At 28.3% G+C, this 18,957-nt stretch carries 20 protein-coding genes and 1 tRNA gene; 15 read left to right on the forward strand and 6 right to left on the reverse strand.

Going from position 1 to position 18,957, the window contains the following annotated elements:
• Positions 1-391 precede the first annotated feature (391 nt).
• From ABDZ60_RS16920 to ABDZ60_RS16945, 6 genes are all read left to right on the forward strand, one after another.
• Positions 392-1,528: a pyridoxal phosphate-dependent aminotransferase gene (locus ABDZ60_RS16920; protein ID WP_016206774.1), complete on the forward strand. Its 1,137-nt coding sequence runs from the start codon at positions 392-394 to the stop codon at positions 1,526-1,528.
• Positions 1,529-1,997: 469 nt separating this feature from the next.
• On the forward strand, positions 1,998-2,915 hold the full coding sequence (locus ABDZ60_RS16925; protein ID WP_343779747.1) for an ABC transporter permease: 918 nt from the start codon (positions 1,998-2,000) through the stop codon (positions 2,913-2,915).
• A 29-nt stretch (positions 2,916-2,944) separates the two neighbouring features.
• Positions 2,945-3,889: an ABC transporter permease gene (locus ABDZ60_RS16930; protein WP_040436608.1), complete on the forward strand. Its 945-nt coding sequence runs from the start codon at positions 2,945-2,947 to the stop codon at positions 3,887-3,889.
• Between the two features lie 12 nt (positions 3,890-3,901).
• Entirely contained in the window at positions 3,902-4,909 is a 1,008-nt protein-coding gene (locus ABDZ60_RS16935) for an ABC transporter ATP-binding protein (protein ID WP_343779749.1), read from the forward strand.
• Positions 4,909-5,892 (forward strand): ABC transporter ATP-binding protein, encoded by a 984-nt coding sequence (locus tag ABDZ60_RS16940; protein ID WP_016206778.1) that lies wholly within the window; start codon positions 4,909-4,911, stop codon positions 5,890-5,892. The genes ABDZ60_RS16935 and ABDZ60_RS16940 overlap by 1 nt, the downstream gene beginning before the upstream one ends.
• A gap of 57 nt (positions 5,893-5,949) precedes the next feature.
• A complete protein-coding gene (locus ABDZ60_RS16945) occupies positions 5,950-7,596 on the forward strand; it encodes a peptide ABC transporter substrate-binding protein (RefSeq protein ID WP_343779752.1) in 1,647 nt (548 codons plus the stop codon).
• 34 nt (positions 7,597-7,630) lie between these two features.
• On the opposite strand, the gene ABDZ60_RS16950 is transcribed toward ABDZ60_RS16945, so the two are convergent.
• The 4 genes from ABDZ60_RS16950 to ABDZ60_RS16965 all read right to left on the reverse strand — a co-directional run bounded on the left by ABDZ60_RS16950 (position 7,631) and on the right by ABDZ60_RS16965 (position 10,563).
• Positions 7,631-7,795 (reverse strand): hypothetical protein, encoded by a 165-nt coding sequence (locus tag ABDZ60_RS16950; RefSeq protein WP_016206780.1) that lies wholly within the window; start codon positions 7,793-7,795, stop codon positions 7,631-7,633.
• A 130-nt stretch (positions 7,796-7,925) separates the two neighbouring features.
• Positions 7,926-8,681, reverse strand: coding sequence for a 4-hydroxy-tetrahydrodipicolinate reductase (dapB, locus tag ABDZ60_RS16955; protein WP_016206781.1), 756 nt, complete (start codon positions 8,679-8,681; stop codon positions 7,926-7,928).
• Positions 8,682-8,691: 10 nt separating this feature from the next.
• Positions 8,692-9,570, reverse strand: a complete 879-nt coding sequence (gene dapA / locus ABDZ60_RS16960; protein ID WP_016206782.1) for a 4-hydroxy-tetrahydrodipicolinate synthase — start codon at positions 9,568-9,570, stop codon at positions 8,692-8,694.
• Between the two features lie 6 nt (positions 9,571-9,576).
• Positions 9,577-10,563, reverse strand: a complete 987-nt coding sequence (locus ABDZ60_RS16965; RefSeq protein ID WP_047002165.1) for an aspartate-semialdehyde dehydrogenase — start codon at positions 10,561-10,563, stop codon at positions 9,577-9,579.
• A 201-nt stretch (positions 10,564-10,764) separates the two neighbouring features.
• Here ABDZ60_RS16965 and ABDZ60_RS16970 point away from each other — a divergent pair, with 201 nt between their 5' ends.
• The 3 genes from ABDZ60_RS16970 (at position 10,765) to hslO (ending at position 12,757) form a co-directional block, all read left to right on the forward strand.
• Positions 10,765-11,016 carry an alpha/beta-type small acid-soluble spore protein gene (locus ABDZ60_RS16970; protein ID WP_047002164.1) on the forward strand — a complete coding sequence of 84 codons (252 nt, stop codon included), beginning with the start codon at positions 10,765-10,767 and terminating at the stop codon, positions 11,014-11,016.
• A gap of 105 nt (positions 11,017-11,121) precedes the next feature.
• Entirely contained in the window at positions 11,122-11,856 is a 735-nt protein-coding gene (locus tag ABDZ60_RS16975; RefSeq protein ID WP_047002163.1) for a class I SAM-dependent DNA methyltransferase, read from the forward strand.
• 19 nt (positions 11,857-11,875) lie between these two features.
• Entirely contained in the window at positions 11,876-12,757 is an 882-nt protein-coding gene (hslO, locus tag ABDZ60_RS16980; protein WP_047002162.1) for an Hsp33 family molecular chaperone HslO, read from the forward strand.
• A gap of 128 nt (positions 12,758-12,885) precedes the next feature.
• On the opposite strand, the gene ABDZ60_RS16985 is transcribed toward hslO, so the two are convergent.
• Positions 12,886-12,960, reverse strand: a tRNA-Cys gene (locus ABDZ60_RS16985).
• Between the two features lie 129 nt (positions 12,961-13,089).
• Between ABDZ60_RS16985 and ABDZ60_RS16990 the strand changes: the two genes are divergently transcribed.
• A complete protein-coding gene (locus ABDZ60_RS16990) occupies positions 13,090-13,758 on the forward strand; it encodes an HD domain-containing protein (protein WP_047002161.1) in 669 nt (222 codons plus the stop codon).
• Positions 13,759-13,905: 147 nt separating this feature from the next.
• Here ABDZ60_RS16990 and ABDZ60_RS16995 read toward each other — a convergent pair whose 3' ends face one another.
• Positions 13,906-14,607 carry a DUF6873 family GME fold protein gene (locus ABDZ60_RS16995; RefSeq protein ID WP_047002160.1) on the reverse strand — a complete coding sequence of 234 codons (702 nt, stop codon included), beginning with the start codon at positions 14,605-14,607 and terminating at the stop codon, positions 13,906-13,908.
• 137 nt (positions 14,608-14,744) lie between these two features.
• Here ABDZ60_RS16995 and ytxC point away from each other — a divergent pair, with 137 nt between their 5' ends.
• The 5 genes from ytxC to ABDZ60_RS17020 all read left to right on the forward strand — a co-directional run bounded on the left by ytxC (position 14,745) and on the right by ABDZ60_RS17020 (position 18,946).
• Positions 14,745-15,635 (forward strand): putative sporulation protein YtxC, encoded by an 891-nt coding sequence (ytxC, locus tag ABDZ60_RS17000; RefSeq protein ID WP_016206789.1) that lies wholly within the window; start codon positions 14,745-14,747, stop codon positions 15,633-15,635.
• Positions 15,636-16,031: 396 nt separating this feature from the next.
• Positions 16,032-16,229 (forward strand): 50S ribosomal protein L35, encoded by a 198-nt coding sequence (rpmI, locus tag ABDZ60_RS17005; protein ID WP_016206790.1) that lies wholly within the window; start codon positions 16,032-16,034, stop codon positions 16,227-16,229.
• Between the two features lie 20 nt (positions 16,230-16,249).
• Complete coding sequence (gene rplT, locus ABDZ60_RS17010; RefSeq protein WP_016206791.1) at positions 16,250-16,609, forward strand: 50S ribosomal protein L20; 360 nt, start codon at positions 16,250-16,252, stop codon at positions 16,607-16,609.
• 314 nt (positions 16,610-16,923) lie between these two features.
• Positions 16,924-18,264: a TrkH family potassium uptake protein gene (locus tag ABDZ60_RS17015; protein WP_343779762.1), complete on the forward strand. Its 1,341-nt coding sequence runs from the start codon at positions 16,924-16,926 to the stop codon at positions 18,262-18,264.
• Between the two features lie 13 nt (positions 18,265-18,277).
• A complete protein-coding gene (locus tag ABDZ60_RS17020) occupies positions 18,278-18,946 on the forward strand; it encodes a potassium channel family protein (RefSeq protein WP_016206793.1) in 669 nt (222 codons plus the stop codon).
• Positions 18,947-18,957: the final 11 nt, after the last annotated feature.

Raw genomic sequence — 18,957 nt, forward strand, 5'->3', positions numbered from 1 at the left:
CAGTCCACAGTTCACAATTCACAGTTGTTTTAATTAGGGAAAAGAGAAGGTAACAAGGAACAAGTCATAGTTAATTTAAGCGTATAGGTAACATGTAAGAAGGAACAGGTATCAATTAGTAAGAATAGTTATGAGTGTATATTTCATAATTGAATTTAATTAAGGAATATGTAAAAGGTAAAAAGTGTCAGGGAAAAGGTAATAAGTATTAAGGAATAAGTATTAAATATAAAATTGATAAGAAAATATTAAATTTCTTTCTTTATTTTTTACTTTAAGATTTCTAATATATTATACCTGTTCCCTAAAAAATCCCTGTTACTTAAAGAATAACTGAAAACTGTGCCTTGTGAACTGTGAACTGAAATTTATAAAAGAGGGGGCTATAATAATGAATAAAAACTTAAATAATGTTGAAATATCAGGGATTAGAAGATTTTTCAATAAAGTAAAAGATGTAGAAGAAGCAATTTCTTTAACTTTAGGGCAACCAGATTTTAAAGCACCGAGAGAAATCAAGGAGGCCATGATAAAAGCAATTGAAGAAGATAGAATAACTTATACTGATAATTTTGGTCTTTTAGAGCTAAGAAATGAAATTTGTAATTATTTAAGTAATAGAAATATAAATTATGACTTAAAGGAAGTATGTGTAACTGTTGGGGGCAGCGAGGCATTATACTCAACTATATCTTCATTGATAAATAAAGGCGATAAGGTTTTAATACCTACTCCAAGTTATCCAGCATATGAAAACATAGTTAAGATTTTAGGAGGAGAAGTTGTTAACTATGAATTGGATGAAGATTTTTCTATAAATATCGGTAAATTAGTAAGTACAATAAAGAAGGATAAAATAAAATATATGATTTTATCTTACCCTTGCAATCCTACAGGGGCAATACTTAGTAAAGGTCAATATGAATCTCTAGTAGAAATTATAAAGAGTTTTGAAATTACTGTTATTACAGATGAACTTTATGAAGCTCTTTGTTATGATAAATATTATAGTATAGCAATGTGTGATAATATAAAAGATAAGGTTATATATATAGGAGGCTTTTCTAAAATGTTTTCTGTTACTGGTATAAGAGTTGGATTTATAGCAGCTACAGAGAAATACTTAAAAGAAATAGCTAAAGTTCATCAATATAATGTATCATGTACAAATTCTATAGGCCAATATGGAGTTTTAGAAGGTCTAAAAAATAGTTTACATACTGTAGAAAAAATGAAGGAAGAATTTATAAAAAGAAAAATTTATGTTGAAAATAGACTTAACTCAATGGGAATGGATCTTTATTCACCCAAAGGAGCATTTTATATATTTCCTTCTATAAAAAGATTTAATATATCCTCAGAGGAATTTTGCAATAAACTATTAAAAGAAGAAAAAGTAGCTTGTGTTCCTGGTGATGCCTTTGGATGTGGAGGGGAAGGATATATAAGAATATCATATTGTTATTCTATGGATGAGTTAAAAAATGCTTTAGATAAACTAGAAGATCATATTAGAAAAAATTACTAATTTGAAAAATAATAAGTAACTAATTAAAAACTAAGCAATATAAAAAGATATTTATATATTGCTTAATTTTTTTGAAATGAATAAATATTCTTGATATAATACATAATATTAGAAATAATAATGAATATATGTGTTTACATATGACGAACATATTATAATAAATGTCTATAAAAATGATGAAATGAATAAAAATATTTGATGAAATTAATAATAGATTAATAATAATTAGAAAAATGAAGGATTAATATTTATACTTGCATAAATGCTGAAAAAAAGTAAATGTAAGCGTTTTCCAAACACTTTAATACCCTTTGGTAGATTTAAAAAAAACAATAAGTATTATTGATATATTATTAAAATACTTAAGATAAATTTAAAATGTTAATTGACAAATTTCAATAATATAATATAATTATTAATATCTACAAAATGGAATGTGCGTAGAATGATGAATGGGGGTTGAAAACAAATGGTAAAGTATATAGGAAAGAGACTTTTAACTAGTATAGTTACTGTTTGGGCAGTTGTAACTATAGTATTCTTTCTAGTAAGAATGATGCCGGGTGGTCCATTTGATGGAGAAAAAATAACACCGGATATGAAAGCCCAACTAAACGAAAAATATGGTTTGGACAAACCTGTTGGAGAACAATATACGATTTATATGAAAAATCTATTAAAAGGTGATTTCGGTAAATCAATGAAGTATAAAGGAAGAGAAGTTTTAACAACAATAAAGAAAAGTTTCCCTAATTCAGCTAAAGTTGGAATGGTGTCAATAGGATTTTCTGTTGTAGCAGGAGTCTTACTTGGAATAATAGCTGCATTAAAAGCTGATAAATGGCCAGATAGAGTATGTATGGTTCTAGCAACATTAGGAATAACAATACCAAGTTTCGTTATGGGAACATTCTTAATATATATATTTACAGTTAAACTTAAGTTATTACCAGCCACAGGCTTAGGTAAGCCAACTAATTATATTATGCCTGTAATTGCATTATCAGGAAGTTCAATGGCATTTATAACTAGATTAACAAGAAGTAAGTTAATAGATGTATTAAAATCAGATTATATAAGAACAGCAAAGGCTAAAGGATTAAGTGGAAAAACAATAATATTTAAACATGCACTAAGAAATTCATTAATACCTGTAGTTACATACTTAGGACCTTTAGTAGCAGGAGTATTAACAGGATCTTTCGTAGTTGAAAAAATATTTGCAATACCTGGGCTTGGAAATGAATTTACATTATCAATTACTAATAGAGACTACACTTCATTATTAGGAGTTACAGCTTTTTATTGTACTCTAATAGTAACATGTAATTTATTAGTAGATATTATATATGTATTAATAGATCCAAGAATTAAACTAGAAGGATAAGAGGGGGTAAAGACGTGGAAGATTTAAAAATGGATTTAAATATAGATAAAGATTTATTTACTCCTTTAAGTGAAGAGGAAAAGAATTTTGAACAAATAGTTAGACCAAGTGTTGGATATTGGGCCGATGCATGGAGAAGACTTAAAAATAATAAAGTGGCATTATTTTCGCTAGTTATGATAGTAGTAGTGGTATTATTTGCATTTGTTGGTCCTGTAATAATGGAAAAGATAATGGGGTATACTTATTATGACACTAATTTACAAGCAACTGATTTAAGGCCAAGTGCACAACATTTATTTGGTACAGATAACTTAGGAAGAGATTTATTTGTAAGAGTAATGTATGGAGCAAGATATTCTCTTATAATAGCTATTTCAGCAGCAGCTATAAATTTAGTTATAGGTGTATTATATGGAGGGGTAGCTGGTTTCTTTGGTGGAAGAGTAGATAATATAATGATGAGAATAGTAGATGTTTTATATTCTATTCCAACACAAATATATGTAATAATATTAATGGCAACCTTCAAAAAGGAAGGATCAACTGGATTAACAACAATTATATTAGCAATGGCTATTTCTTATTGGGTAGGTATGGCAAGAATAGTAAGAGGAGATATACTTCAATTAAAGCAACAAGAATTTGTTCTTGCAGCTAAAGCTCTTGGAGCATCAAAAGCAAGAATTTTATTTAGACACTTAATTCCTAACTGTATGGGGTCTATATTAGTAACATTAACATTGTTTGTACCACAAGCAATTTTTACAGAAGCATTCTTAAGCTTTATAGGTCTAGGTATTAATGCACCACTTGCTTCTTTAGGTACATTAGCAAATGACGCTAGTGGATTATTAAGTACTGCTGCATATCAATTATTATTCCCAGCAGGAGCTATATGTATAATTATTTTAGCGTTTAACCTATTTGGTGATGGTTTAACAGAAGCTTTAGATCCTAAAAATAAGAAATAGGAGGAATGACAGATGAGTAGATTATTAGAAGTTAAAAATTTAAAAACCTCCTTTAGAACACATATAGGTGATGTGCAAGCCGTAAGAGGTGTATCATTACATTTAGATAAAGGAGAAGCTTTAGGAATAGTTGGAGAATCAGGTTGTGGGAAATCAGTGACAATGATGTCTATTATGAGATTATTGGCTGATAATGCAATTATAGATTCAGAGGAAATTACATTTAACGGGAAAAATATAACTAATCCAACTGAAAAAGAAATGCAAGAAATTAGAGGAAATGAGATGGCTATGATTTTCCAAGATCCTATGACATCATTAAATCCTTTATTTACAGTTGGACAACAATTAACTGAGCATTTAATTAAACATAAAAAAGTTTCAAAAGCAGAAGCTAATGATTTAGCAATAAAAATGTTGGATATGGTAGGAATACCAAGTCCAGAGAAAAGACTTAAGCAATATCCACATGAATTTTCAGGTGGTATGAGACAAAGAGTTATGATAGCAATGAGTCTTATTTGTGAACCAAAACTTATTATAGCAGATGAACCTACAACTGCTTTAGATGTTACAATTCAAGCACAAATATTGGATTTGATGAAAGACTTAAAAGAAAAGATTAATAGCTCTATTATACTTATAACACATGACTTAGGTGTAGTTGCAGATCTTTGTACAAGAATTAATGTTATGTATGGTGGAATAGTTGTAGAAGAGGGGACAGATGAAGACATATTCTACAATGCTAGACATCCATATACATGGGGGTTATTAAATAGTGTGCCGAATCCTAAAAGTGAGGTTAAAGAAAAATTAACTCCAATTGAAGGGCAGCCACCTGATTTATTAAAACCACCAACAGGATGTCCTTTTGCAGCAAGATGTAAATATGCTATGAAAGTTTGTATAGAAAAACAACCACCATTATTTGAAATATCAAAAGGTCATAAATCAGCATGCTGGTTATGTCATGAGAATGCACCAAAGATAGAATCACCAATAAGGAGGGAAGAATAATGGAAAAGAAAAATGATATTATTTTAGAGGTTAAAAACCTTTGTAAATACTTCCCTGTGAATAAAGGAATGTTCTCACAAAAAAGTTTTGTAAAAGCTGTTGATAATGTTTCATTTACAATAAAAAGAGGAGAAACATTAGGATTAGTTGGTGAGTCAGGTTGTGGTAAAACTACAACAGGAAGAACTATCTTAAAATTGTATGAGCCAACTTCTGGACAAATAATTTTTAATGGTGAAGACATAACTAATTTTAGTGAAAAGAAAATGGTTTCTTTAAGAAGAAATATGCAAATGATATTTCAAGATCCATATGCTTCTTTGAATCCAAGAATGACTGTAGGCGATATAATAGGTGAAGCTATAGATATTCATGGATTATATAAGGGTGAAGAAAGAACTAAAAGAATAAGATATCTTTTAGATAGAGTTGGATTAAATGGAAGCCACATAAATAGATATGCTCATGAATTTTCAGGTGGACAAAGACAAAGAATAGGTATTGCAAGAGCACTTGCAGTACAACCAGACTTTATTGTATGTGATGAGCCTATATCAGCACTTGATGTTTCAATTCAAGCTCAAGTAATTAATATGTTAGAAGAACTACAAGAAGAGTTTGGATTAACTTATCTTTTTATAGCTCATGACTTATCAATGGTTAAACATATATCAACTCATATTGGAGTTATGTACTTAGGAAAAATGGTTGAAAAAGGTCCTGCAGATGATGTGTATTTAAAGCCTAAACATCCTTATACACAAGCATTACTTTCAGCAGTACCGATTGCGGATCCTCAGGTGGCTAAAAATAATAAAAGAATAGTTTTAGAAGGTGATATTCCATCACCGATAGATCCACCGCCGGGATGTAGATTTAAGGGTAGATGTAAATATGCTAAACCAATTTGTGGAGAAGTAGATCCAGAACTTAAAGAAGTAGAACCAGGTCACTTCGTAGCATGTCATCTATTTAATGAATAGGTATCTATTGCATAATAAGCAATTAGTATAAATTTTATATATTAAGGGGGAAAAACAATGAAAAGCAATAAGCTTAGAAAGATTTGTGCAGTTGCACTAACACTTACACTTGGAATGTCTGTTTTTGTAGGTTGCGGAAACAAGGATTCAGCAGATAGTGGAAGAAAATTAATTTATAACTTAGGTGAAGACCCAGAAACTTTAGACCCAACATTAAACACTTCATCTGGAGCAGGATCAATTATTGATAATGCTTTTGAAGGATTAATGAGACTTGATGAAAATGAAAAGGCAATTCCTGGAGTTGCTGAAAAAATGGAAGTATCAGATGATCAATTAGTATATACTTTCACATTAAGAAAGGATGCTAAATGGTCTGATGGGGAAGCAGTTACAGCTAAAGACTTTGAATATTCATGGGTTAGAGCTTTAACTAAAGACACTGCAGCAGAATATAACTATCAATTATTCTATATTAAGAATGGTGAAAAATTCTATAATGGTGAAGCTAGTAGAGAAGATTTAGGAATAGAAGTAGTAGATGATCATACTTTAAAGGTAACTTTAGAAGCACCTACAGCTTATTTCCCAGAACTTACTGCATTTACAACTTACTTCCCTGAAAGAGAAGACATAGTTACAGCTAACCCAGAAGGATGGGCTACTGAACCAGAAACTTATGTTTCAAATGGACCTTTCAAATTAGTACAATGGGATATGAAAGATCAATTAATATTTGAAAAGAATGAAAACTACTGGAATAAAAAAGAAATCAAGCTTCCTGGAATAGTTTGGAAATTGGTTACTGATCAAAATACTGCATATGCTTCATTAAAATCTGGAGATTTTGATATGGTTGACACAGTTCCACCAGCTGAAATCGAAAATGGTAAAAATGAAGGTTTAGTTACTATTTATCCAAATCTTGCAACTTATATGTTAGTTTTAAATGTAGGAAAACAAGATGGATTATCAGAAGATGTTAAAAAAGTTTTAAGTAATGAAAAAGTAAGAAAAGCTTTAAATCTTGTAATTGATAGAAAAGCTATTGTTGAAAATGTTACAAAATCAGGTCAAGTACCAGCATATAGCTTTGTACCAAAAGGAATATTAAATGAAAAAGGCGAAGATTTTGCATCAAAGAAATATTATGATGCAGAAACACCTAATATAGAAGAAGCTAAAAAATTATTAGCTGAAGCTGGATATCCAGAAGGAAAAGGTCTTCCAACATTAGAATTCATGTATAATACTGAAGGAGATCACAAATTAATAGCTCAAGCAATTCAACAAGACTGGGCTAAGATTGGTGTTAATGTTGAGTTAGCTAACCAAGAATGGAAAGTATTCTTAAATTCAAGACAACAAGGTCAATATCAAATTGCTAGACATGGTTGGTCAGGAGACTATGTTGATCCAATGACATTCTTAGATTTATGGGTAACTGGCGGTGGAAACAATGACGCTGGATATTCAAATGCAGAATATGACAAGTTAGTTGCAGATGCTAAGAAAGAAGCAGATCCAGCTAAGAGATGGGAATTAATGAGAAAAGCAGAAGATATCATTATGGAAGAAATGCCAATAATCCCATTATATTACTACACTAAAGTTAAGGGTGCTAAACCAGAAGTTAAGGGTGTTAGAGTTTCAACTTTAGGACACGTATTCTTTGATAAGGCATATATCGAAGGTGAAAAGTAATAACTAAAAAAGAAGAGTCTATGACTCTTCTTTTTTAGTTTCCAGCTCTATTAAAATGTTGGCTAGAAAAGCCCTCCCTTTTAATAGATTTATGTTTAGCATTTGGATTATGGTTATGGCCTTCTTCTGTAATAGGAGTTTGATTATTACATTTTTCCATTCTAGCTTTTTTATTATCAGGTTGACTATCTTTTGGCATAATTAAACCTCCTTATTATTTAGTCATATTATAGTTTTACACTATAAGTAAATTTTAAACTAGAAAAACATTCCTAATAAGTTTAGAATTAAAATTAGGGCTGCCAAATATGACAGCCCTTTTTAAATAGTTAAATTCCTAAAACATCATCCATATTATATAACCTTGCTTCAGTAATTTTATTCATAAATTCACAAGCTTTTAATGCACCTACCGCAAATACTTCTCTTGATATTGCTTTATGAGACAACTCTATTATTTCTCCAGTACCAGCAAATATTATATCGTGATCTCCAACAATGGATCCACCTCTAACTGCATGAATTCCAATTTCTTTTTTATTTCTCTTACTTTCACCACTTCTACCATACACATATGAAGTTTCAGTGGGGATAGAATCTTTAATAGTATCAGCAAGTAAAAGAGCTGTTCCACTAGGAGAATCAACTTTTTGATTATGATGCTTCTCTATTATTTCAATATCATAATTTTGATATAAAGAAGGAACTACCTTCTTTAATAGGGAATTCAATAAATTCACACCTAAAGACATGTTAGCAGATCTAAATATTGGAATAATATCACTTGTTTTCGAAATAAGTGATAAATCTTCAGCAGTATAGCCTGTAGAACATAAAATAACTGGCTTATTATTTTTTAACGATAAACTTAATATATCCTTAAGTGCTTCAGGTCTAGAAAAATCTACTAAAACATCATAAGCTACATTTAAATCTTTAATATCTGTAAAAATGTTGAAGTCATATTTCATATTTGGGTATTTATCTATTCCGGCAACAATATTTATATTAGGAAAATTCTTAACAGTTTCTACAATTATTTTCCCCATTTTTCCACAGCAACCATTTAGTACAATTTTTATCATATTAAACTCCTTAAATTAAATTATAATTTTTTAAAGAACATTTTAGTATTTCAAGATTTTCATTATCCATATCACATAAAGGTAATCTAAATGGACCTACATTTTTACCCATCAAATTTAAAGCAGTCTTAACTGGGATTGGGTTAGTTTCTATAAACAATTTATTTGCTATATCCAAGGTATCTAATTGTACTTTTAAGGCCTTTTTTATATTACCAGATAAATATAAAGAAGTCATATCATGAACCTCCTTAGGCATTATATTTGCAAGTACAGATATAACTCCTAAACCTCCTAAAGACATTATTGGGATTGCTTGATCATCATTTCCAGAATATATATCAATATTATCTCCACATAATGCTTTCATTTGAGCAACTTGACTTATATTTCCGCTAGCTTCTTTAATAGCGATTATATTTTTTAATTTTGATAATTCTAATAATTGAGCAGGGGATATATTAACGCCTGTTCTACTTGGAACATTATACAAAATTATAGGAGTATCCACTGCATTGTTTATTGCTTCAAAATGTTTAATTAAACCTTTATTTGTTGTTTTGTTATAATATGGTGTTATAACTAAAAGAGCATCAACACCAACACTTTCAGCAAATTCACTCATTTCGATAGAAGCTTTAGTATCATTAGTTCCAGTACCAGCAATTACAGGTATTCTTTTATTAACAACATCAACAGTAAATTTTATACTTTTTCTTCTTTCCTCAATATTCATTGTACTGGCTTCACCAGTTGTACCACAAATTACAATTGCATCTGTTCCTTCTTGTATATGCCATTCTATTAAATCTTTTAATTTGTTGTAATTGACTCCAGTATCATTAAAAGGTGTAACTATTGCTACTGCAGAGCCTTTAAAAATTGACATTACTCATCACTCCTTTATTAATAGTTCGGCTATTTGCACTGCATTTAAAGCAGCCCCTTTTCTAATATTATCAGCAACTACCCATAAATTTAGTCCATTATCTATGCTAAAGTCTCTTCTTATACGTCCAATAAATACGTCATCTTTTCCTGATGCCATTAAAGCTGTAGGATATTTAAGTGTGTTTATATCATCATAAACTGTAAGCCCTTTTGTATTGGTAAATAGTTCTATTATATCTTCTAAGTTAAATGATTTTTCTAGTTCAACGTTTATACTTTCACTATGACTATTAAGAACAGGAACTCTAACAGCAGTTGCTGTAATTTTTAAGTTATTATTATGAAGAATTTTTTTTGTTTCTTCAATCATTTTAATTTCTTCTTTTGTGTAGCCATTATCTAAAAAAACATCTATATGAGGAAGGCAGTTACCTGCTATGGAATAAGGAAATTTCTTTGGCTTATTACCCTTTAAACCTTCTTCTAAATCAGCTATACCTTGCATACCAGCACCAGAAACAGCTTGGTATGTAGAATATACTATTCTTTTTACTCCGTAGTTGTCTAATAAAACCTTTAAAGGAACCATAGCTTGAATTGTAGAGCAATTAGGATTAGCTATAATACCGCTATGCCACTTTATATCTTCAGGATTAACTTCAGGAACTACTAAAGGAACATCTTTATTCATTCTAAATGCGCTTGAATTATCGATCACCACAGCTCCATATGAAGCAAATATAGGTGAGAATTTCAAACTTACATCTCCGCCGGCTGAGAAAAGTGCAAAATCTATTCTTTTATCTTTTATATTCTCAACTGAAGTTTCCTCCACTATTATTTCTTCTTCTTTAAAATTTAGTTTAGAACCTGCTGAACGTTTAGAAGCAAAAAGATACAAATCTTTAATAGGAAAGTTCCTTTCCTCTAAGATTTCTAAAAATTTTCTTCCCACATTACCAGTAGCCCCAACTATTGCAACATTGTACATAAATTTTTCCCCCTTTTCATTAATGTAAATAGTAAATATAAAAAATATAGTTACTATAACTATAGTTAAATATTCTTAAAAATTCAATACTTTATTATAATATATAAAATTTTAGAAGATATAGTGAATAATAAATTTTAATAGTATATTAGCAAAACTTTTGGAAAAACTATAAATATTATATTGATAGGGGGTATAAAATTGAGTAAAACACCATTAAAAAAAATAATAAAATCAAAAATAAAATCAAATAAAGAACTATCAGAGGCCGAAGTATTAAGGGAAAAAATTAAATATGAAATAGCAGACGAGTTAGGATTAAAAGATAAAGTAGATGAATTAGGCTGGGGGGGGCTAACAGCAGAAGAAACAGGAAGAATAGGGGGGATAATGACTAAAAGAAAAAGAATATTAAAGATACCTACAAATGATGAAATTCTAGGTAGAAAGTAAAATTATTTTTTATAGTGCATTTTTATTCTTTCTATAGATTGACTAAAGGAAATTTTACATTTAATATAGTTTTAGAAAACTCTATAAAGATGGGGAGGGATATCTTTGGCATATGGAGAGTTTGCTAAAATATATGATAATTTAATAAATGAAGATATTGACTATGAAGATATGTGTTCTAGAATTATTGAAATATGCAAAAAGGAAGATATAAGTTTTGATAATTATCTAGATATAGCATGTGGTACTGGAAACGTTACTGCAAAACTGGCAAAAAATTTTAAAGAATCCTTTGCTGTAGATTTATCAGATGATATGTTAAGGGAAGCTTTTAATAAGCTAAAAAAGGAAAAAATCAAATGTCAGCTAGTTTGTCAGGATATGAGTGAGCTTAGCCTAAATAGAAAATTTGATCTAATTACATCGGTATTGGATTCAACAAATTACATTATAGAAGAAGCAAGTTTTCTTAAATACTTAATGAGGGTAAAAGATCATTTAAAAGATAATGGAATATTTATATTTGATGTAAATTCATATTATAAGCTTTCGGAAATATTAGGTAATAATATTTATACATATAGTGAAGAAGAAGTTTTCTATACCTGGGAAAATACTTTTGAAAATGATATTTTGAATATGTTTTTAACTTTCTTCGTTAAAAAAGGAGAATTATATGAACGATTTGAAGAAGAACATTTAGAAAGAGCGTATACAGAAGAATTTATAGAAAATAAGCTTAAAGAGTTGGATTTGAAAATAATAGGTAAATTTGATGGATACTCTAAAAAATCTGTTGAAAATTTAACAGAAAGAATTATGTATGTAGTAAAAAAGTAATTTAGTTAATGGAGGAATAATGATGGATAAAATAATAAAAGCAACAGCAAAAGATGGTATGGTAAGGATTATTGCTGGTGAAACAACTGATTTAGTTAATACAGGTAAGGAAATACACGAATGTACACCAGTTGCAGCAGCAGCACTAGGAAGAATGCTTACAGCGGGTGCATTAATGGGATCAACCTTAAAATCAGACAAAGAGGTAATTACTTTAAAAATAAATGGTGGCGGAGAAGCTAAGGGGATAACAGTAACATCTTATGAAGGTGGAAAAGTAAAGGGATTTATTGGAAACCCATATGGAGATATACCGCTAAATTCAAAAAATAAATTGGATGTAGGTGGGTATGTAGGTGTAAATGGTGAATTTACAGTTATTAAAGATTTAGGAATGAAAGATCCATATGTAGGTCAAGTGCCTATTTATACAGGAGAAATAGGAGAAGATTTAGCTTATTATTTTACTGTATCAGAGCAAACTCCATCAGCTGTAGCATTAGGAGTTTTAGTGGATAGAGATTATTCTATAAAGGTGTCTGGAGGCTTTATAATTCAAATGATGCCAAATGCAGATGAATTACTTTCAGACTTAATTACATATAGATTAGAAGAAATACCATCAATTACACAAATGCTTTTAGAACATGGAAGTATAGATAAAGTATTAGAATACATATTCGAAGGTATGGACTTAAAGATTTTAGAGGAATTAAAACCAGAATATACATGTAATTGCTCAAGAGAAAAGGTTGAATCAGTATTATTATCAATTGGTGCAAAAGAACTTCAAGAAATATATGATGATGGTAAAGAAGAAGAAATTAAATGTAATTTCTGCAATACTGCTTATAATTTCACAAATGAAGAAATAGGTAAATTACTAGAAGCAGCAAAATAAAAACAATTAACAATTGAGAAAAACTTTTAGAATATATAAAAATTTTGTTTATTGTTATGGAGTACTATTAATTGTTAATTAAAAAGTGGACCCTTGTAAAACAAATGTTTTATAAGGGTCCACTTTTTTGGAGGCGCCACCCAGATTTGAACTGGGGAATAAAGGTTTTGCAGACCTCTGCCTTACCACTTGGCTATAGCGCCAAATCTTATAATTATAGCTTATGTAATTTAAATTTTTTTGATACTAAATTTTAAATAAAATTTTTATAAATACAAATAATAATATATATAATAAAATTACATAATAGTAGTTAAGAGGTGAATATAGGAATGTTCAATAAAATAAGTAATATATTAATTAATTATGAAAAACCATCTATAGAAATAGAAAAATTATTTAATAAAGAAGACTTTAAAAAAAGTAGTTTTAATATAATAAGTGAATTAGAAAAAATCCCTCAAGAAAAAAAATTTCATCCAGAAGGAAATGTATGGAATCACACTAAAATGGTAGTAGATGTAGCAGCAAAAATTAATAGTTTTTCTAGCAATGCTCAAATATTTATGTGGGCTGCTTTGTTACATGATATAGGAAAAATAACAACCACTAAATTTATTAAAGGACGATATAGATCGTATGATCATGATAAAGAAGGTGCAAATATAACTTATAGATTACTAGAATTATATGAGAATATGGATTTTACTAAAAGAGTTACAGAAATAGTAAGATTTCATATGCATCATATTTATATAATAAAAAAATTACCATTTTCAGATATAGAAGGATTATTAAACAGTGAAAACTTTAATGATATTATATTATTATTTATTTGCGATAAATTAGGAAGAGGAAATCAAAATTTAAGTGAAAATAAAAATAATATTAATGAAGTATATACTATATTAGATATATTAGATAAAAAATCTAATAAAAACTTTGAAGATTTAAGAAATCTAATAAACAAAATAGAATTTGATATTTTAAATTTAAAATAAAAAAAAAGCTTAAAGATATACAAATTTCTTTAAGCTTTTTTTTGATTAAAGATAGAAAATTAATTTTTTAAAATATATAAAATCATAAATAAATTATCAATCTATTATTAGAAACATTTATGTATATAAGACGTATTATATAAAAGACTATAAAATTAAAAGACTTCCTCTATCTTGAAGTTTTCCATCTTTTAAATAAATAGGTGAAACTCCGTATTTATTTAAAAAATTTAATACTTTTTCACCATACATATATGACTTTAAATTACCAAAGAAGGCCATTTTATCTTTAGATATAAGACCACCACTTCCACCGATAAAACCGTAATCTAATCCTTCTAATATTATGTCTCCAGGAGGAAGTAGTAATATATCAAAATCATAATTTATTAAAGTATTATATATTCCTAAATCACTAGTTATAAGAGATTTTTCACTTACAGGTAAACAAGAGCATTTAGTATAACCTTGTTTTACATTGATAAGTTTTTTAAAATTTTGAGAACTAATGAGATTTTCATCAGTATATTTTAAGTTATGAATAAAATAATTTTCTAATATTAGAGCATTTAAGAAAATATTATTAGGATAAGAATACTTTAAAGAACGATTACTTTCTATAAAGTTTACATTTAAATCAGAAAGTTTTTTCTTAAAGTTAGGAGATATATCTTTTTGAATTATTACTTTTTTCGACTTTTTATCTAATATATTTAATTGTATGTCTACATGGCCATCAATGGATTTATATAAAGAATTATTCGGTGGTACTTCTACTATTGATAAACCAAATGATTCAAGGGAAGTTCTTTCTATATTAGAAATTCTATAATCAACAAAGCAAACCATAAATAAACTCCTTTTAAATTTAAATTAATATAAATTAATTATAAATTAGTATATTAATCTTGTCGATTGATAAGAAATATTTTTTGAATATAGTTTAAATTTTTATACATACTATTACTAGGAAGGGAGTGGAATCCATGCTTGTACTAAAGCTTGTTTATAATGATGATCTAGATTTTGTAAGTGAAATTCAAGAATTGCGAACTATTCTAAAGAAAAAAGACATAAAAATTGGGATAGTAGAAAGTGTGGAACTAGATAGTCATATAGTTAAAGTACTATGTGATGATGATGGTTATAATGAGAGGGTAAAAGAAATCATAAATTTATATATAAGTAATGTATTGTATAAAGTAGTAATAGAACAGTATAAAGAAAAAGAAATGTTTGATTTTCTAACTGAAAATTATTTCTTTTTAAAACAAGAAGAAGTAATAGAAGTTGAAGAAGAAATTATGAAGATATTATTAGGTGAAGAATCATTAAAATGTGAAAATTTAATTTATTGCATGAATAAAATGAATAGTATAATTGAAAAAATAAAAAATTGTTTAGAAGAAAATTCAGAGATAAACATAAATGGATTTATAAGATTTAGAATGAGAGATTTAAGAGAAGATATAGAGAATATAATAGATAAAGTAATAGAAAGTTATATGGTTGAAAAGGAATATAGAGAATTTATAAAGTTATTAAAATATTTTGTAGATATACAAGAAAGTAAAATAGATGAAATAAACATATTCATCAATGAAGCAGGAAATTATTTTATAAAAGATAAAGATAAAAAAGATATATTTAATGAATTTATGAAAGAATTAGTTGAATGTAGGATAGATAATGATGCTAAGATGGAAGATATAATAATAAGTGGATTAATAACTAATGCACCTAAAAAGGTAGTAATACATGGTAAAAAGAATTGCTTGAATAAAGAGTTTATTGATACTATAGAAAATGTTTTTGAAAATAAAGTAAGCTTTTGTGATGGATGTTCTTTATGTATGGAAAAACAGGTTAAATTTTAAATTTATGTTGACAAGTTTTTTGACAAATAATATAATACTAGTGTTAAGAAGAAACACAGCCGTTTCTCACCTTACGGCATAGCTTAGTAAGGTATAATGTATTCTTATTTAATTTATTATGATTTAAATTAAAGAAATGAATATTTTGAGGACGGCATATGCTGTCTTTTTTATTTTGTCTTTTTATTGAGAAGTTATTTAATATTTCCCTTAAAAAGAATATAAGAAGATTAAGCATTATAAAAAACATATATGCTAATAAATTCCTTTTTGTGGAATTGATTTAGATTAAAATTCAATTTAAGGGACATTTAATAAAAGATATTATTCTAAAGTTTTATAGTTGTAAAGTTAGGATTCCCTTAATAAAGCATAATTTGAGAGGAGGATTTTATTATGCCAAAAATGAAGACGCACAGAGGTGCAGCAAAGAGATTTAAGAAAACAGGTACTGGAAAATTAAAAAGAGCAAAAGCTTTCAAGAGCCATATATTAACAAAGAAAAGCTCTAAGAGAAAGAGAAACTTAAGAAAAGCTGCTTATGTTTCAACTACTCAAGAAAAAGCAATGAAGAAATTATTACCATATCTATAAAATAAGAGGAGGATTGAAACATGGCAAGAGTTAAAAGAGCAGTAAATTCACGTAAAAATCATAAAAAAGTATTAAAGCTTGCAAAAGGTTATTATGGCGGAAAGAGCAGATTGTTTAAAACAGCTAATGAGTCTGTAATAAGAGCTTTAAGAAATGCTTATGTTGGAAGAAGATTAAAAAAGAGAGATTTTAGAAGATTGTGGATAGCAAGAATCAATGCAGCTACAAGAATGAATGGTCTTTCATATTCTAAATTTATAAATGGAATTAAATTAGCTGGAATTGATATGAATAGAAAAATGTTATCAGAAATAGCTATAAATGATCCTAAAGCATTTGCAGATTTAGTGGAAGCAGCAAAAAAACAATTAAATAAATAATATAAGCGACCGATTGGTCGCATTTTTTACTATATAGGAAATTATATCTTAAAAATATATTGATAAATAACTTATAGAATATAAGTTGTTAAAGTTATTCCTGCATAGTAAAAAATAGAATAAAGTGCGCGTGAAGGATTTTCCTAAGGCAGCTTCGGAAATGCACATGCACCAAAAAAAGTCGACAGCTTGGCAAATTTATCTTGACGACTTTTTTATAGGTAAATATAAATACTATAGAAAAAATAGTTAATAATATCTATTATTAGTAGTAAAATAAAGATAAAATTCTAGTTTATCTATGAGGTGAAGATATGCAATTTAGTTTAAAAAGAAAAATTAAATTGAAAGGAGTTCAAATATTAGCATTAGGATTTTTAATAGCAATTTTTATTGGAGGAATAATCTTATCACTTCCAATATCTTCTGCTTCTGGAGAAGCAACAAACTTTTTAGATGCTATTTTTACATCTACTTCAGCTGTTTGTGTTACAGGTTTAGTAACCTTAGATACTAGTACTTACTGGAGTACTTTTGGGCAAATGGTAATAATGATATTAATAGAAGTTGGTGGTCTTGGGTTTATGACATTTGGGGTTCTTATATCATTAGTACTTGGCAAGAAAATAACATTAAGAGAAAGACTTATAATGCAAGAAGCTATGAACACACATTCCATCCAAGGACTGGTGAAAATGGTTAAATATATATTAGTTTTTACAGTATCAGTACAAGTTTTTGGAGCAGTATTGTTGTCAACGCAATTTATACCTGAATATGGCATTTATAAAGGATTATTCTATAGTCTTTTTCACTCAATATCATCTTTTTGTAATGCTGGATTTGACTTATTTGGAACAAGTCTTATTAATTATTCTAGTAATACAACAGTTATTTTAGTAATTAGTACATTAATAATAATTGGAGGATTAGGATTTACAGTTCTCTTAGAGATATATGAGTTTAGATCAATAAAAAAGTTTTCAATTCACTCAAAATTAGTTCTAATATCAACACTTATATTGATACTTATAGGAACATTATTAATATTTGTATTTGAACGAAATAATGTAGAAACTATAGCAAATATGAACATGAAAGATAAGATGTTAAATTCATTTTTTGCATCAGTAAGTCCGAGAACAGCTGGATTTAATAGTGTTTCTACTACAGCTATGACATCAGTGAGTAAGTTTTTAACTATAATATTAATGTTTATTGGAGGATCACCAGGATCAACTGCTGGTGGACTAAAAACAGTGACTTTTGCTATACTAGTATTAACTGTTATTTCAGTTATAAGAGGAAGGGAAGATGCAGAAATATTTGGAAGACGATTTAGTAAAGGCGTTGTTTATAAGGCCTTCACTATATTATTCATTGCAGTATCATTAGTAATAATGTTCACAATGATTTTATTGTTCACTGAAGTTAGTGCATCATTTATGGATATACTTTACGAAGTAACATCAGCATTTGGTACTGTTGGACTTACTCTAGGATTTACTCCAAATTTAAGCTCTATAGGGAAAGTTCTAATTATACTTATGATGTATTTTGGCAGAGTAGGACCTCTTACAGTAATGCTTGCGTTAGCAAGAAAAAATAAAAAATCTGGATATAAATATCCAGAAGGAAAGATTTTAATTGGTTAGGAGATGAAGTTTATTGGCTAATAAGCAATTTGTAATTATAGGACTTGGAAGATTTGGATCTTCTATAGCAAAAACCTTATATTCTTTAGGGAGTGATGTATTAGCAATAGATAAAGATGAAGAGATAGTACAAGAAATAGCTGATAGTGTTACACATGCTGTACAATTAGATGCAACAGATGAAAATGCGCTAAAATCACTTGGAATAAGTAATTTTGATGTAGCAGTGGTTACTATAGGTGATGATATCCAATCAAGCATTATGGTTACTTTATTAGTAAAAGAACTTGGAGTTAAATATATTGTAGCTAAAGGGCATAATGATTTTCACGCAAAAGTTCTTTATAAAATTGGAGCAGATAGAGTTATACTTCCAGAAAAAGATATGGGGGTAAGAGTTGCGCATAATTTAGTCTCAAATAATATATTAGATTATATAGAGCTTTCAGAAGACTATAGTGTTATGGAAATTCAAGTATTAGAAGAATGGTCAGGGAAAACTTTAAATGAGTTAAAACTTAGAAGTAAATATGGAATAAATGTTATTGCAATTAAAAGAGGTCAGGAAATTAATTTATCACCATCAGCAGGAGATATAATTAAAAATACTGATGCAATTGTTGCTATAGGAGTAGCGGAAGATTTAAACAGGCTAGAAGGCATGATAGCTAAATCAAATTAACGAGGTGTAAA

It is taken from the genome of Clostridium sartagoforme, assembly GCF_039521405.1.
In the GTDB taxonomy this organism is placed as follows: domain Bacteria; phylum Bacillota; class Clostridia; order Clostridiales; family Clostridiaceae; genus Clostridium; species Clostridium sartagoforme.